The organism is Streptomyces sp. SS8 (genome assembly GCF_054072955.1).
On the sequence record NZ_JBSVCZ010000021.1, the window covers coordinates 87733 to 102930 of the forward strand.

At 66.7% G+C, this 15198-nt stretch carries 7 protein-coding genes; 4 read left to right on the forward strand and 3 right to left on the reverse strand.

Annotated elements, in window-relative coordinates:
• Positions 1 to 12: 12 nt before the first annotated feature.
• Genes ACW69E_RS20145 through ACW69E_RS20155 form a run of 3 tightly spaced genes read right to left on the reverse strand, consistent with a single transcriptional unit; the run spans position 13 to position 3967 of the window.
• Complete coding sequence (locus tag ACW69E_RS20145) at positions 13 to 909, reverse strand: DUF6339 family protein (protein ID WP_457499665.1); 897 nt, start codon at positions 907 to 909, stop codon at positions 13 to 15.
• Positions 906 to 1880: a hypothetical protein gene (locus ACW69E_RS20150; RefSeq protein WP_457499666.1), complete on the reverse strand. Its 975-nt coding sequence runs from the start codon at positions 1878 to 1880 to the stop codon at positions 906 to 908. The genes ACW69E_RS20145 and ACW69E_RS20150 overlap by 4 nt, the downstream gene beginning before the upstream one ends.
• Entirely contained in the window at positions 1877 to 3967 is a 2091-nt protein-coding gene (locus ACW69E_RS20155) for a helix-turn-helix domain-containing protein (RefSeq protein ID WP_457499667.1), read from the reverse strand. The genes ACW69E_RS20150 and ACW69E_RS20155 overlap by 4 nt, the downstream gene beginning before the upstream one ends.
• Positions 3968 to 4622: 655 nt before the next feature.
• Between ACW69E_RS20155 and ACW69E_RS20160 the strand changes: the two genes are divergently transcribed.
• The 4 genes from ACW69E_RS20160 (at position 4623) to ACW69E_RS20175 (ending at position 15198) form a co-directional block, all read left to right on the forward strand.
• Positions 4623 to 4868: a hypothetical protein gene (locus ACW69E_RS20160; RefSeq protein ID WP_457499684.1), complete on the forward strand. Its 246-nt coding sequence runs from the start codon at positions 4623 to 4625 to the stop codon at positions 4866 to 4868.
• A 477-nt stretch (positions 4869 to 5345) separates the two neighbouring features.
• Positions 5346 to 10043: a DEAD/DEAH box helicase gene (locus ACW69E_RS20165; protein WP_457499668.1), complete on the forward strand. Its 4698-nt coding sequence runs from the start codon at positions 5346 to 5348 to the stop codon at positions 10041 to 10043.
• Positions 10040 to 11959, forward strand: coding sequence for a UvrD-helicase domain-containing protein (locus ACW69E_RS20170; protein WP_457499669.1), 1920 nt, complete (start codon positions 10040 to 10042; stop codon positions 11957 to 11959). Before ACW69E_RS20165 ends, ACW69E_RS20170 begins: the two co-directional genes overlap by 4 nt.
• Before the next feature lie 8 nt (positions 11960 to 11967).
• Complete coding sequence (locus tag ACW69E_RS20175; protein WP_457499670.1) at positions 11968 to 15198, forward strand: helicase-related protein; 3231 nt, start codon at positions 11968 to 11970, stop codon at positions 15196 to 15198.

A 15198-nucleotide genomic window follows, 5' to 3' on the forward strand; every position in this document is an offset into this window, starting at 1 on the left:
AGCAACTCCGGATCACTCGAGGTCTACAGGTTCCCTCTCCCCGGATACCTTCCCCCGCACCGGAGCTTCCACAAAGAGCTTCTCGAACTGCTCGACCAGCGTGGCCACCGAGTCGCGCGGGATCTCGCCGTCATCAGGTCCGTCCGGCAGGGAGTCCCGCGAGACCGGCGGAGCCATGTCCCCCTCGCTGACCCAGTAGCGCAAGGCATCCGTATCCGGACCGTCGTCCGGGGCCAGCACGTCGTACATCAGTGTGCTGCCGGCGGCGTTGACGGCGGTGGCCAGTGCGTTGACCTCGCGGCCTGTGGTGACGATGCCCTGCTCGATGAGGCGGGTCATCGCTCGGGCGGTGGGCCGATGGTCGATGACGTCGAGCCGCAGCACTGTGTTGAGAACATCCTGGTTGCGACATGCGGTGACGACAGGCCGGTAGTCCTCGCCGTCCCGGAACAGCTCGGCCGCCCACCACAGACGCGCGAACGACTGCTTGTAGTGCGGTCCGCAGAAGCGGTCGGCCGTGACCGCCGCCTTTCTGTCACCTTTACTCCGCGGAAGGTGGCGCCAGACCACGTAATCGGGAGCGACCACCAGCGCGACGAAGTTCCACAGGGCGGTTTCCGCGGCCTCGGCACGTGTCAGCCGGAGTGTGGCGTGCAGTCGCGGGGCGAGCCAGGCGTCGGCGTGGGTTCGGTCATCGGCGTGCAGGCGCATCGCGTCCTCGAGAAGTTCTCGCAAGGGTCGGGTGCCCCACTGTGAACCGGGCTTGTCGATGGGCTCGGAAGCACGGGACAGAGCCACCAGAGGCGGGTCCTCCTGACCGGTGAGCACGCCTCGGGTGAGGTTCTTGGTCGCCAGGGCATCGCGGAGAAGACCAAGGCGCTCGGGAAGGTCGTCGATGTCACGGCTCATAGGGAAGTTCCCTCGTCGGCTCGGTCGAGTACACGAATGGCGGTGCCCAGGTTCTTGGCGACTCTCGCTCTGCGGGAAGCCGCGTACTGGATGCGGGACTGAAGCTCGCTCCATCCGACGCTTTCCGCGCGCCGCGAGTGGATCTCCCACAACGCATCGGCCGCGGACACATCGGGCAGTACGTCGGGCAGCATGGTGCGCAGCACCGAGTCCCGCCAACCGGAGGGCCACTGGGGTGCGCCGTCCTCGTCCGTCTCCAGATCGCTCACCGCCGCATGGAACATCGCTGTCCAGGTGTCGGTGGCGATCTGCGCGGCGAGTACACCGCGTACGGCCTTTTCCAGCGAACTGCCCTTGGAGTCGAGCAGTTCGACGACGCCCTCGAAGCCAGTGTTGAGGTGCACGGTGGGCATCTCACCGGAGGTCTCCACCAGCCAGGGCGCGTCCTTGAATGGACGAAGCCAGTCCTCCTCGCCGTCGCGGAAGTCGGTCTCGTTGAACCTGATCTCCCGCTGACGCACGGGGGTGCGAGCGACCAGATCGACGATCCAGTCGTCCTCGGAACTTCCGATGACACGGCCGGCCACGCCGTCCACAGTGGCGACGACACTCACCGACAACTCCGCCCTGCTGCGGTAGGAGTCGCGGGCCAGGGTGATGCTTCCGACCCAACTACCGCCAACTGAACGACGCAGGTGCCTCACGGTACGGGTGTTGGTGGCACCCTCGGTGAGGACGGCGACACAGGTGATGTCCTCCCACCGGCTCGAGCCCATCTCGGTGTCCGGGAGGTCGGCCCGCAGTTCCAGACGGGCCTCGTCCCAGTCCCGTCGCTCGGCCTGATGGACGGCGACGACCCGTTCCTGCCGAGAGATCATTTCCAGTGGCAGTTCCCGTCCGTCCAGCTTGACGGCTGTGACCTTGAACGCCACCTCGCCGACGAGAGTCGCGTACGGCACCAGGGCCTTCATGCCGTCTCCCCCCTTGCCTTCTGAAGATCGATGATCAGGCGCGCCATGCCGGCGGCCACGGGATGGCTCTCGGTGTCGGTGACGCCGCTGAACGAGGCGGTGCGCATGCCGGGCTCGAAGTGGAGGTGTCCGTTCTCCACGCGGCAGTTCTCCCCGGCGATCAGCTCGGACCATCGCACGGTGGGCTTGCCACCGGAGCGGACGTCGAACTTCGCCACTGGGGTCATCAGCCACGGATCCTCGCGCCGGGGCAGTTTCACCTCGACCTGAACCCGCCAGGCGCCGGACGAGGTCAGCTCACCGTCGATGTTGCGGATCGTAGGGTGACCGTCCGTGCGCCTGCCGGGACCGCTGCCCCCGTCGAGCCTCAGCAGTTCGCGCAGTACGGCCGGGCCGCCTCGGGACTTCTCCTCCCGTCGGGCCACCAACTGCCTGACGGCGATGTTCATGTCGCGACGGAAGTCGAGGACTCGCTGGCGCGCCCCACGCGCGTAGCGGGAGGCCAGCTCCTCCGTCTTGGTCCAGTCGTTGTGCTCGGGCGGCTCGGAGGCACGCAGGAAGGCCTCCGCGAGGTCGGCGTCGTCCGTGACGCTGCCCGTGGCACGGCCTGCGAGCAGGACGGCCTGGAAGGGATTGGTCCCCAACGGCAGATCCGGAACGCGGCGGGCGCTGATGGTCATGCGGCTACCGCGCATGCACACCAGATGGTTGGGCCTGCCGTCCTTGTCATCTGCGGGGGTCACCAGCAGCACGGCGCGGTGTGTTGTCGCGGAGCCCTTCTCTCCTCGCAAAGGTGGCACGGTGAGTGGCACATGTGTGAGGGCGACCTGGTCGAGGCCGGAGAGCCGGTCGACGGTCCTGCCGTCCAGGTAAGCCTTCAGAGCACGTGAACGTGCGGGTTCGTAGGTATGAGGATCGACCCGCTCCTCCTTGATCAACACCTGTCCGTTACGAAGAGTGGTGACCGAGGCGTCCAGGAGGGCGGCGGAGGAGTCGCCATGGGTCATGGCCGCCCAGAAGTTCTCGGCCAGTGAGCGGACGAGCTTCTCGTGCATTTCCTGGACGGTCTCCGCGTCGCCGGCCGCGTCGTGCGCACCGACGACGAGGAAGGACGTACCCGGGTCGGAGCCGGCCCGGGTGAGGTGCAGTCGGTCGACGGTCGCCTCGTCCGCCCACCAGGAGCGGGCCACACCCTCGTACTCGGGTTCGGTGTCCTCCTCACCCAGCCAGGCCGGGCCCGCGAACGGCTCGCCGTTCACCTCGCGCCAGGGCAGGTCCAGCCGGCCGATCACCCGTCGCTCGGTACGGCCTTCATGGGGTTCGGAGAGAGTGCTGTTGACCAGGACGAGACCGAGCCGGCTCGTCGCCCACAGCGTGACCTTGCCCAGGCCGTAGGAACCGCTCGCATGCCTTTTGGTCTTGTGGCTGTCCAGTTGGCGCCGCACCACGGCGGCGAATCTTCCGTCCGCGTACTCGGGCCCGGTGAGGCCGGACGCGTTGTAGTCGTCGATCCGCAGCAGAAGAAGGGTGTCCGTCTCACGAAGCTCCCGCAGTCCCTCCGCGATCGTCCGACCGACCTTCTGTTCCTGGACCGCTGCTGCCTCGTAGTGGGGCAACAACTCCTCCCAGTGCAGGGCCGTGAGGAAGTTCCGCAGGTGCTCCCCGCTCAGCTCGTGCAGGACGTACCGGACACGGACGGGATCGGAGTCGAGGTGACGCTCATCGAGGCTGTTCTGGGTGGCCTCCCGGGCCAGCACGGAGACATCGGCGTCGAAGGCGAAGGCCGCGGCGTTCCCGAACTCTCGACCGCCGTCCGCGTGCGCGGGGCGGTGGTACCAGAGGACGGGACGTTCGGACGGGGCGTCCGCGGTACGCAGGTGCACGGTTGCCTCGTCCGTGCCGAGGACCTCCGCGATCGCCCGCTTCTTCTCCTCGCGTGGTTCGGCTCGGCCGGTGATCCAGGCCGACACACCGGCGCGGGTGATGCCGAGTGCCTCCGCCAGCTCGGCCTGAGTCATGCCACGACGCCGCAGCTGGCGCGACAGCCACACGCCGAAGTTCTCGGTCTGGTTGTCCTTCGCTTCCACCGGTCCTCCTTCGCGGGTACCAGCAGCATACAAGGAGAATTTGACGCTCTCCCCAAGGGGATAATTTTGTTTGCCAACCCTGTCTCGAGCCTCCTCTATGCGAAGCAGGGGTTGGTGGTTCGAGGCGCCGACGATGGTGCTGAGCTGGCCGGAGAGCGATGAGGGGAATCGGAAGAAAAGAATCCTTGACAGGGAATGGTGTGTTTGTGTCCCCTTGGAGTTGAGGTGTCCCTTTGGGGTATTGCGGCCAGGTATGTGGTCAGTAGGTTTCATGCGGGCCGCCGCAGGCTGTGGAGGCTCAAAAGCTTTCCGGCGCAAGGGAGTTGAGGGGGAGGCACGAGGCAGGTAGGGTTTCTCTGGCCTCTCGTGGAGGCGATGGGAGTTTCGGGCAGAAACTTCCTGTGCAAGGGGACAAGTGTGCCTCCAGCACCCCTGGGGTGGACACCTGTGTTGGCGCGCGAAAACTGCTGCGCTATTCCCTGATGATCGAGTGTGGAAGATCGCCGATTGCCGCTCCCGCGATACTCCGGTGTTTCTTGTCAACTGACTTGCCCGGCGTGTGGAGTGGCGGTAGAACGGTGTCGAATAATTCGAGCAGGATCCCAGGAGACATATGCCCAAGTGTTACCCCGAAGGTTTCAGGCTCGCGGTTGCGATGTTCGCTTCTGCGGATGTCGCTCCGATCCCGGAGATCGCGGCCGCGTGCGGAGTTCCGGAGTCCACGGTCAGGAGTTGGGAGCGGCAGCACCGCCTCGCGTATGAGGGGCGGTCGGTGTCGAGGCCCGGTCGGCGTGTGTGTCGGGCGAGGCGAGTGGAGGGAAGGATTCCTGCCCGGTACTGCAGGACGTCCCGGTCCCGGAGCTGTCGTCACCGGCGCTGTCAGGGCGGCGGGAAGGCGTGATCGGCAGCTAGTCGATCAGGGGGAATTCTTCGAAGGGGGAGTGTTCGAGCACCGAGGGTGGGCCTGTTCCGTTTCAGGTGGAGAGCTGCAGGGCTCGCAACACTCTTGGTGCCAGGAGTCGTCGTTCGGGTTCGGGACTTTGTGAGAGCGGGGTTTCACTTCTTCGGTAGGTAGGTGGTGCGTCACCTGATGTTCAGGTGACGCACCACCCCGGGTCGGCGGCTGCAGAGGGAGTCGCCGGCCTCTGAAGCCAATCACCCCTTGCCCCGGCATCGCGGGTGTGCGTAAGTCAGGAGTACGCGACTTTCCGGGGTTTGAGGTTCGGGGCGCGGTTACTCCGCGGTCAGGGCGCCAACAGCATAAAGATCAAATCAATATCTTCCTGATTGTGAGTCAGGAAGAGCTCATAAGGATACATTCGGGGGTCCCCCACGCTGCCCTCACTCGTTCACCATCGCATCAGGAGCCAGCAGCACGATGAGTAGTGCCATGTCCGACGCCACGGACGTCATCGGGACCGTCCTTGCCCAGTCCCGTCGCATTCTCGAGGTGTACCGAGCCGATCCCGGCCATGTGCAGGAGCATGCGAACAACGAACGTCGCATCACCCAGGGTGGATACGGGGAGCGGCAGATCTACGAGCTGGTGCAGAATGGGGCCGACGAGAACCAGGAGTACGCTGGCGGAGGGCGCATCCACGTCCTGCTCACCGATACACACCTGTACTGCGCCAACACCGGGAACCCGGTGTCACCCGGAGGCGCCGACACCATCCTGCGGATGGCTGTGTCCCGGAAGAGGGGCGGACAGATCGGCCGTTTCGGAGTCGGTGTGAAGTCGGTGCTCAGCGTCACCGACACCCCCCGCTTCTACAGCACCTCGGGATGCTTCGGCTTCGACAAGGCATGGTCCGCCGCGTGTATCCGAGAGGTGGTACCCCAGCTTTCGGAGAGGGACGAGACTCCGGTGCTGCGCATGGCACAGCCCCTCGACCTGGCCACCGACCGGGCACAGGACCCTGTTCTCGACGAACTGATGAAGTGGGCGTCCACGACGGTCGTGCTTCCCCTGCACCCCGGGGCGGATCGCCGTCTGGGAAACGACCTGCGTAACTTTCCGGCGCATTTCATGCTGTTCTCCTCCCATGTGGCCTCGGTCGTGCTGGAGGACCGTCGGAGCAACAGCCGGATGCAGCGCGTGCTGCGGCAGCGGACACACGACACCGAGCACCGGGTCATCGAGGAGAACAACGGCAAGCCGGTGCGCAACGAGCGGTGGGATGTCTTCCACATCGACCACCAGCCGTCCACCGAGGCTCAGAAGACGGCGGGCGAATTGCACGAGCGTCCGGTGATTCGGCTCTCCTGGGCCGTTCCTGGCAAGGGCGTCGAGGCACGGAAGAAGAGGGGCAGCTTCTGGGCCTTCTTCCCGACACACTACGACACCACTCTCACGGGCATCCTCAACGCCCCCTGGAAGACGCCCGAAGACCGGCAGAACCTGACCAAGAGCGACTTCAACGCCGAACTCGTCCGAGTGGCCGCCGAACTGATCGTCGCCTCGTTGCCGCGTCTGGTGGAGGACGACGATCCGGGCTCCTACCTGACCCTGCTCACCGCGCGTGGACGCGAGGCGTCCCAGTGGGGTGACGAGATGCTCAGCAAGGAGGTGCTGCGGGTCGCCGCGCAGGAGCCCTCCCTACCCGATCGGCGAGGTGTTCTGCGCAAGCCCAAGGACCTCCGTCTCCACCCCGAGGGGCTCCGGGACGAGTGGCTGAAGCTCTGGGCCGAGCATTCCGGCAGCCCCATCAACTGGTGCCACCACTCCGTGGAGAGCCGGGAGCGCCGCTCCCGGGTACGCGACATCATGGAGATCGCCGGAGTGCGCCCCGCCTCTGTCGTCGAGTGGCTGGAGGCACTGGTCGCGGACCGTACTCCCGCGGCTTCCGCGCTCGCTCTGCGCATCGTCGCCGACATGGAGGCTCTCGGTTCCGAGTACGCCACCGAAGCGGTCGGCGCGCGTGTCCTGCTCACCGAGCGCGGTGATCTGGTGGCGCCGACACGCGGCAGGATCTACCGCCGCAGCGCGGTCGACGGCGGCGGGCTGCGCGACGACATGGTGTATGTGCACCCGGACGTTGTTGTCGACGATCGGGCGCGACATGCGCTGGAGGCGCTGGGCATCCCAGAGGCGGACGCCGAGGGGCGGCTCAAAGCCGTTCTGGACCGCGGTCTCGGTCGCTACGGCAACGCCGAGTGGGAGGACTTCTGGCAGCTGACGCGGCAGGCGGGTGGAGGCCGTGCCGCCGTGGTGATCAAATCCAAGATCGAGAAGCCTGCTCGCACCATCAAGGTCCGTACGGCCGACGGTGTGTTCCGACCGATCCGTGACGCCTTCCTCGGCGGCCCGGTGGTACCTGCCGACGGGACCAGGGATCGCGAGCTGCTCATCGATCCCGCCTTCCACCGTGCAGATACCGCCCTGCTGCGGGATCTCGGTGCCACCGACCGACCTGTCCTTGACTGCGACCCGCGCGAGGACGACTGGTTCGAGGAGTACCGCGACAGGATTTACAGGGCGTATCTCCGGAGTCTGCCGAGCGACGCACGCCGTCCCAGCTTCAAGACCTTCAAGGTGGACGGCGCCAACCCGGCCGGCCCTCTCCACCTGCTGCCCAGGTTGTCCAGGGAGGGCAGTGCAGCTTTCGTCCAGCATCTGCCCCGCCACGGCCTGGTGCACAACTGGACTCTGCAGGCGGGGGCCAACCGCAACACCCAGGAGTCGGTGCGATCCCCGATCGTGTGGATGTTGCGGCAGGAAGGCGTGGTGCCCACCTCACTCGGCATCCGGAGGCCGAGTGAGTGCGTGAGCCCGGAACTCCGGGTGGACCGCAAGTTGCTGCCCGTGGCCGATGTCGACATGGAGACGGCCCGTGCTCTTCGCCTGACCACAACCTTCGAATCGGTGCCGCAGAGCCTGTGGGCGGAACTCATGACCCGCGCTCTCAGCAGTGAGGACGCCGGTTTCGTCGGCAGCGCCTACGCCTTGCTGACCCGCTTCGACGTCGAGGAGATCCCCTGGCCGGAGGACGCGCTCACCCGTTGCCAGGTGGGGGAGGAGTGGACCACCCGCTCCGACGAGGAGATCGCCGTCACCGCGGACCCCGAGCAGTACCGCATTCTTCAGCGGGAGAAGGTGCCGGCCATGCTGGTGCCCACGGCCGAGGACGCGGAGCGAATGGTCGACGATTGGCCGCTGCGGGCTCCGTCCGAACTGCTCCAGGAGGAACTCACCTTCGTCGAGCTGGGTACTCCGACACAGCTCACCGACCTCTATCCGCGGCTGCGGCAGAGGCTTCCGCACGGCACCGACTGGCAGCTGGTGCACTGCTCCGACCTGGCCAAGGTGGTCCGTACACCGGAGGGGCGGAGGGAGGAGCCACTCACCGAGGCCCGGGAGGGCGACACCGTTCTGCTGTGCGGGCCGGACGGCGAGCTGGACGTGCTGTGCGCCGTGGACCGGGTCCTGGAACTGCGCCTGGGCGAGTCCGGCTGCCGAGCACTGCTGCAACAGCAGGAGAAGGACAAGGAGGGGGAGCGCTTCCTCAAGGTGCGCCGGGAACCCGACCCCGCACGCAAACTGCTGCTGGCACTGGGCGCCGAAAGACTCCGTGAGGAGCTTCCCCCCGGACTGCTGATCGCGGACGAGGAGCTGAACGGCGAGGCACCGGACGACCAGCGAATCGCCCAGCTGGTCATCGCCACCCACGGCGAGGAGGTGCTGCGCCAGCTCGCCCCGGCCCTGGTGAAGGCGGGCTTCGATGCACCTCAGAAGAACTGGGCAGGCGGACATGCTGCCCGAACTTTCGTGAAAACCTACGGGTTCCCGGTCGAGTGGGCCGGAGACCAGGAAACGGGGCAGGCGCCGCCACCGTTCGAGACTGTGGCAGGCCCGCGCAAGCCGCTGCCACTGCACCCGTACCAGATGCGGCTGGTCGCCAACATGTACCAGCACTTGGTGCGGACGGACGAGAAGCGGGCCATGCTGCAGATTCCCACCGGCGCGGGCAAGACGCGCATCGCGGTGGAGGCGACCGTCCAGGCGATCGCCGACGGTGTTGTGACGGGGCCGGTCCTATGGGTCGCGCAGAGTGCGGAACTCTGTGAACAGGCCATTGAGACATGGAAGTTCGTCTGGTCCCAGACGGGACCCGACCAGAGTTTGCGTATCAGTCGAATGTGGGGCGGCATGGCGGCGGAGCCGGCGCCGGGCGGCCCACAGGTCGTGGTGGCGATCGACGACACTCTCTCCCGCCACATAGCCACCGAGCAGTACGCCTGGCTGCGAGAGGCCTACGCGGTCATCATCGACGAAGCCCATTTCGCCGTGCCCAAGACCTATACGAGGATCCTGGACGCACTCGGTATCGACCAGTACCGGACCTCACGGCATCTCGTCGGGCTCACCGCCACCGCGTTCCGCGGCAGCAGCGAGGAGGAGACCAGGCGACTGGCGGCCAGGTTCGGCCACAAGCGGCTGGACCACGGTGTCTTCGAAGAAGATGACCCCTACCCGCACCTCCAGGAGCTCGGGGTGCTCTCCCAGGTGGAGCAGCGTGTGCTTCCCGGCGGTAAGTACACCCTCTCCCCGGAGCAGATCACGCAGGTCGCCAGCAGCAACAGCATGACGCTGCCTGCCGCCGTGACCGCACGGCTGGCGCAGGACGTCAACCGTACGAAGCGCATCATCGAGGAGATCGAACGACTGCCGCAGCACTGGCCTGTGCTGGTCTTCGCCACCTCGGTCGAGCACGCCCACGTGCTGTCCGCACTGCTCAACGAGAGCGGCATCGCCGCCGCGTCCGTGGACTCCAAGACACCCACCGGTATCCGGAACCGGCGCATCGACGCCTTCCGCAAGGGGAAGATCCAGGTCCTCACCAACTACAACGTGCTCACCCAGGGCTTCGACGCCCCGGCGGTCCGAGCCGTGGTCGTGGCCCGGCCCACCTTCAGCCCGAACACCTACATCCAGATGATCGGGCGCGGCCTGCGCGGTCCCCTGAACGGAGGGAAGGAGAGCTGCCTGATTCTCAACGTCAAGGACAACATCGAGAACTTCGGCAGGGACCTCGCCTACACCGAGTTCGAGTACCTGTGGAAGGGGAGCGCATGACCGCCGGCCCATACCTGGACAGCCCCGCGCTGACCGACGAGCAGCGTGCGGTCGTGGAGCAGCCCGCGGACGCCATGGTGCTGGTCACCGCCGGAGCGGGAGCCGGGAAGACGCACACGCTGGTACGCCGCATCGAGGCCCTGGTGACCGACGAGGGGCTGACCACCGGCGATGTCCTGGTGCTCACCTTTTCCCGTGCCGCGGTGCGAGAGCTGCGGGAGCGACTGTCGCGGTACGGGGACCGCTCCCGGCACGTCCGGGTGACGACCTTCGACTCATGGGCTCTGGAGATCCTCAACGAGGTCGCGGCCGACATCGACTGGAGGACACGCTCCTTCGACGAGCGGATTCGAGAGGCCACGAAGGTAGTGGCCGACGAAGGACTGGCTCCGGAGTGGCTCGACGAGTTGCGGCACGTCGTGATCGACGAGGTGCAGGATCTGGTCGGTGACAGGCGCGAGCTGATCGAGGTGCTGCTGGAGTCCTACGACTGCGGCTTCACCATCGTCGGCGACCCTGCCCAGGCGATCTACAGCTATCAGGTCGCCGACCCGGACGAGCGCCTGATCGAGACCAACCGCTTCTTCGACTGGCTCCGCAGCACCTTCGTGGACGATCTGGCAGAACTCTCGCTCACCCAGAACTTCCGGGCGGCCACCGACGAGGCACGCTCGGCGCTGTCCTTCGAGGGCGTGACGCGTGGGTGCGCGACTCTCGCCGAGGCGGAGCGGGCCTACGAGGAGTTGCGGCTGGAACTCGCGGCACGAATGGATTTCGGTGACATCGGTGTGCCCTTCATCAGGGATTCCCTGTGCGTCACCGACATCACCACGGCCCTGCTGTGCCGCACCAACGGAGAGGTGTTGCTGGTCTCCGAGTGGCTGCACGGTGCGGGTGTGCCGCATCAGGTGCGTCGTGCGGCCCAGGACCGTGCGGTTCCGGCGTGGCTGAGCGAGTTGATGCGCGCCGCTCGAGGAACTCTGACCTTGACCAGGCAGCGTTTCGACGAGCTGTATCCGTCGCTCATCGGCACCGGTGGGGAGAAGGATCGCGAACGTGTGTGGCGTCTGCTGCGCGCCGGCACCCGGGAACGAACGGGGCGGTCCGTCGACCTGACGCGTCTGCGTGATGCCGTCTCCGCCGGAAGGCTGCCGGATGAACTGACCGCCCAGCCCGCACACCCCTTCGTGATCTCCACCTTTCACCGCGCCAAGGGGCTGGAGTTCGACCGTGTCCTGGTGGTGGACCCCGGGCAGATCAGCGTGGAGGAGGGGGACCTGCCCGTCGACGTGGCCGATCGCGCACGTGCGCTGTACGTGGCCATGACCCGTTCCCGCAGGGAGCTGTACCGGCTGGATCTTCCACGGGACGTCCTTCCGTATCGCGGTGGGTTCCGGCTGGTCCGCAAGGACCGGCGGACGGACAGGTGGGCGCGCTTCGGGTACCAACACTGGAGGCGTTCTGGACTGGAGCTCCTTGCGGGTGACATCCACCCCCACCACCCGGCAGGCAGTTACCAGATCGAGGATGACCCTGTGTCTCTGCAGGAGCATCTCCACTCCCGGACCACTTCGGGAGATCCGGTAATGCTGGAACGGATCGACGACGTGTCCGAGGACCACGAGAAGCGAGTCGGTCCCGGTTATGTGCTTCTCCACGGGGACCGCGCGATCGGTGTGGTCTCGGAGAAGTTCCGTCATGACCTCTACCGCCACATGCAGCAGTCCAGGACCTATCAGCCCCGGAGCTGGCCCCGTCGCATCACGGACCTGCGCATCGACACGGTGGAGACAGTCGTGGGCGAGCGCGGAGCCGCCGTCCACGCAGGTCTCGGCGAGCTGGGCGTATGGCTCGCCCCTCGCCCGACCGGCCTCGGCCGCTTCCAGTACGACCGCGCGGAAACGGAAAGGGACTGAGAACGACAATGCCCGATCTCGAGGAACACTACCGATTCCGTGCCGAGCTGGTGGAGCGGCTCAGGGCCGATCTTCTCGGGCCGACCGGTGATCAGGCCGACGCCACGGAACTGCTGGACGACTGGCCTGTGACGACCTACTCCACCGGAGTGCTCTTCCCCCGTACCGAGGACGAGGAACTGGCCCGTGAGGACGCGGAGGGGGATGGCTACGACGACGACGCGGACTCCACACTCGCCGTCGACGAGGTACCGGACACCGGAGTCGATCTGGCGAGCATCCAGCGTCCTTCGGCCACCGGGATCACCTTCGCAGTGGACCCTTCGCGCAGCCGCTCCATAACGATCACTCCCACTGCCGCCGTGTACGACCCGGTGGACAGCCAGGGACACATCACCGTGCCGGAGCGTGCGGAGCGACGGGCCGTGGAGGCGCAGGATCTCCACTGGCGTCGCCGTCCGCTCGAACTGCCCGTCGTCACAGTGGATGTCACGGAAATCCGTCAGGAGCCGGTCAAGCTTGCTCCGGGTCTGCAGATGCGGGTGCGGGTTCGCCGGCCGAGTGGCCCGCGGGGCACTGTGAGCGTCACGGCGACCCTGGTGAACACTCACTTGGTGGGCAAGGCCGATATTCGCGACACCCATTGTTTCTTCCAGGTAGGGCTGCGCGTTGACGTTCCCGGTGGTGTGCCCGCCTTGGTGGAACGTCCGACAGAGGGAGGCGCGGACGAGGAGGTTCGACTCAACAGGCTCCTCCACCGCCATGTCCCCTCCTTCGCGACCGGCCATGGTTGTGCCGCCGACTGGGACTGGACACCGCCGGCCGTCGGCGAGTTCACCGAGGGAGGCGAGCCTGCCGGGGTGGCCTGCGTCCGTACGGAATTCGTCCCGACGTACGAGGTGCTGCTCACCGATTCCAACCCGGACATCGACGTACGCCGTCTCGGGATGCAGACGCTGGCCGAGGCGACACCGGAACAGGTCGTGGAGTGGCTCCGCGAGCTGGTCGACGCCTACGGGCGCTGGATCGACGAGCGAGAAGCCGAGATCGAGGAGTTGCGCGGCGGTCCGTACGGAAGCACCGAGTACCTCGAACTCGCCGACAAGCAGATGCGGTTGTGCCGCACAGCCCAGAAACGCATGATGACCGGCATCCGACTGCTGGAGCGCGACGAGCGCGTCATGGATGCCTTCCGAACGGCCAACAAGGCCATGGCACGGCAGCTCGGCCGCAGCTTGTGGATCAGGGGCGGCCGCGAGGGGCAGCCACAGCCGCAGGGGACCTGGCGCCCGTTCCAGGTCGGCTTCCTGTTGCTCTGCCTGAACGGGATCGTCGACCCGGAGCACGAGGACCGTGGCATCGTGGACCTGCTGTGGTTCCCCACCGGTGGTGGCAAGACCGAGGCCTACCTCGGCCTGATCGCCTTCACCGTGTTCCACCGCCGGCTGCTCCGCGGCAGGGCGGGCGGTGGTGTCACGGTCTTCATGCGCTACACACTCAGGCTTCTCACCCTGCAACAGTTCGAGCGTGCCGCCAGGCTGATGTGCGCCATGGACCGGGTCCGTGCGGAGGATCCCGGGCGTTTCGGGCACGAGCCGATCTCCGTCGGTATGTGGGTGGGACGGGCGGCCACCCCGAACAACCTGGAGGAGGCCAGGACCGCTCTGCGGAAGATACGCAGGGGTGAGGTGCTGCAGGAGCAGAATCCGGTGCAACTCCGTGACTGCCCCTGGTGCGGTACGGCATTGCGGGCGGAGGACTACGCGGTCGATGTCGATCGCGGCCACATGTCGATCAACTGCCCGGGCCAGGGTTGCGACTACGGCGACGGGTTGCCTGTGCACGTGGTGGACTCCGAGCTCTACCGGGTGCGCCCCACACTGGTCATCGCCACGGTCGACAAGTTCGCGCGAGTGGCGTGGCGGGACGATGTGTCCGCCCTGTTCAACCGGAACACCGACGCGCACGGTACGCCCCCGCCCGAGCTGATCGTCCAGGACGAGCTGCACCTCATCTCCGGGCCTCTCGGCACGCTCACCGGCCTGTACGAGGCGGCGATCGACATCGCCGCGGACCGTCCCAAGGTCATCGCGTCCACGGCCACCATCCGTCGTGCGGGGGATCAGGGGAAGGCCCTTTTCGACCGAGAAGTGGCGCAGTTCCCGCCGGCAGGTCTCGACGCCCGTGACTCCTGGTTCGCGGTCCAGGCCCCTGCCGAACGCAAGGCGTCACGCCGTTACGTCGGGCTGCTCACCCCGGGTATCTCCCAGGCGACCCTGCTGATTCGAGCCTATGCCTCACTCCTGCACCATGCCGGTCGGATCGAGGGCGATGACGCGGTCCGGGACGCCTATTGGACCCTGGTCGGCTACTTCAACAGTCTCCGTCTGCTCGCGGCGGCCGAGCTACAGGTGCACGCCGATGTCAACGAGAGGCTGAAGACCCATGCACAACGGGACGGCGGTGAGGTGCCCCGTGAAGTCGTTCCGAAAGAACTGACGAGCCGTGTCCCCTCCAGCGAGATCCCCGACCGACTGGGTGAGCTGGCACACACCCTGGGCTCCGGTGCGGCGGTGGACGTCGTGCTCGCCACCAACATGATCTCGGTGGGTGTCGACATCGACCGGCTGGGGTTGATGGCCGTCCTGGGGCAGCCGCAGACGACGGCCGAGTACATCCAGGCCACCAGCCGTGTGGGGCGCCGGCATCCCGGACTGGTGGTCACCCTGTTCAACTCCGCCCGATCCCGTGACCTGTCGCACTACGAGGACTTCGTCCCGTACCACTCGGCTCTCTACAAGCAGGTGGAGTCGACCAGCGTCACCCCCTACTCCGCCCGCGCCCGTGACCGGGCTCTGCACGCGGTCTTCGTCGGTCTGGCCCGGCTGATGTTGCCGATCGCCCGTCCCAACAGAGCCGCGGCCAACATGAGCGCCTTCGAGCAGGACCTGCACGAGCTACGTGCTGCCCTGGTGGTCCGGGTGAACAGAATCGAGAAGGAAGAAGCCGACGCCACCGACATGGAGCTGAGGGAGTTCATCAGCCACTGGCGCCGGCTCGCCGAGGAGAACGACAGGTTGTTGTACGAGGCGCCCTACACCTACAGCCCGAACCCGGACCGCGACCCCGATACCGCGCTGCTCCGCACCCACTCCGATCTCGACCTCGAAGAGGCCCGCGACACGCTGTGGAGCCTCCGCGACGTCGATGTCGAGTCCGACCTCTACCTGGAGAGCTGA

Excerpts from the sequence above, each read along its gene's own strand:
- ACW69E_RS20145 (WP_457499665.1), bottom strand. The coding sequence starts at position 909 with ATGAGCCGTGACATCGACGACCTTCCCGAGCGCCTTGGTCTTCTCCGC.
- ACW69E_RS20150 (WP_457499666.1), bottom strand. The coding sequence starts at position 1,880 with ATGAAGGCCCTGGTGCCGTACGCGACTCTCGTCGGCGAGGTGGCGTTC.
- ACW69E_RS20160 (WP_457499684.1), top strand. The coding sequence starts at position 4,623 with ATGTTCGCTTCTGCGGATGTCGCTCCGATCCCGGAGATCGCGGCCGCG.
- ACW69E_RS20165 (WP_457499668.1), top strand. The coding sequence starts at position 5,346 with ATGAGTAGTGCCATGTCCGACGCCACGGACGTCATCGGGACCGTCCTT.
- ACW69E_RS20170 (WP_457499669.1), top strand. The coding sequence starts at position 10,040 with ATGACCGCCGGCCCATACCTGGACAGCCCCGCGCTGACCGACGAGCAG.
- ACW69E_RS20175 (WP_457499670.1), top strand. The coding sequence starts at position 11,968 with ATGCCCGATCTCGAGGAACACTACCGATTCCGTGCCGAGCTGGTGGAG.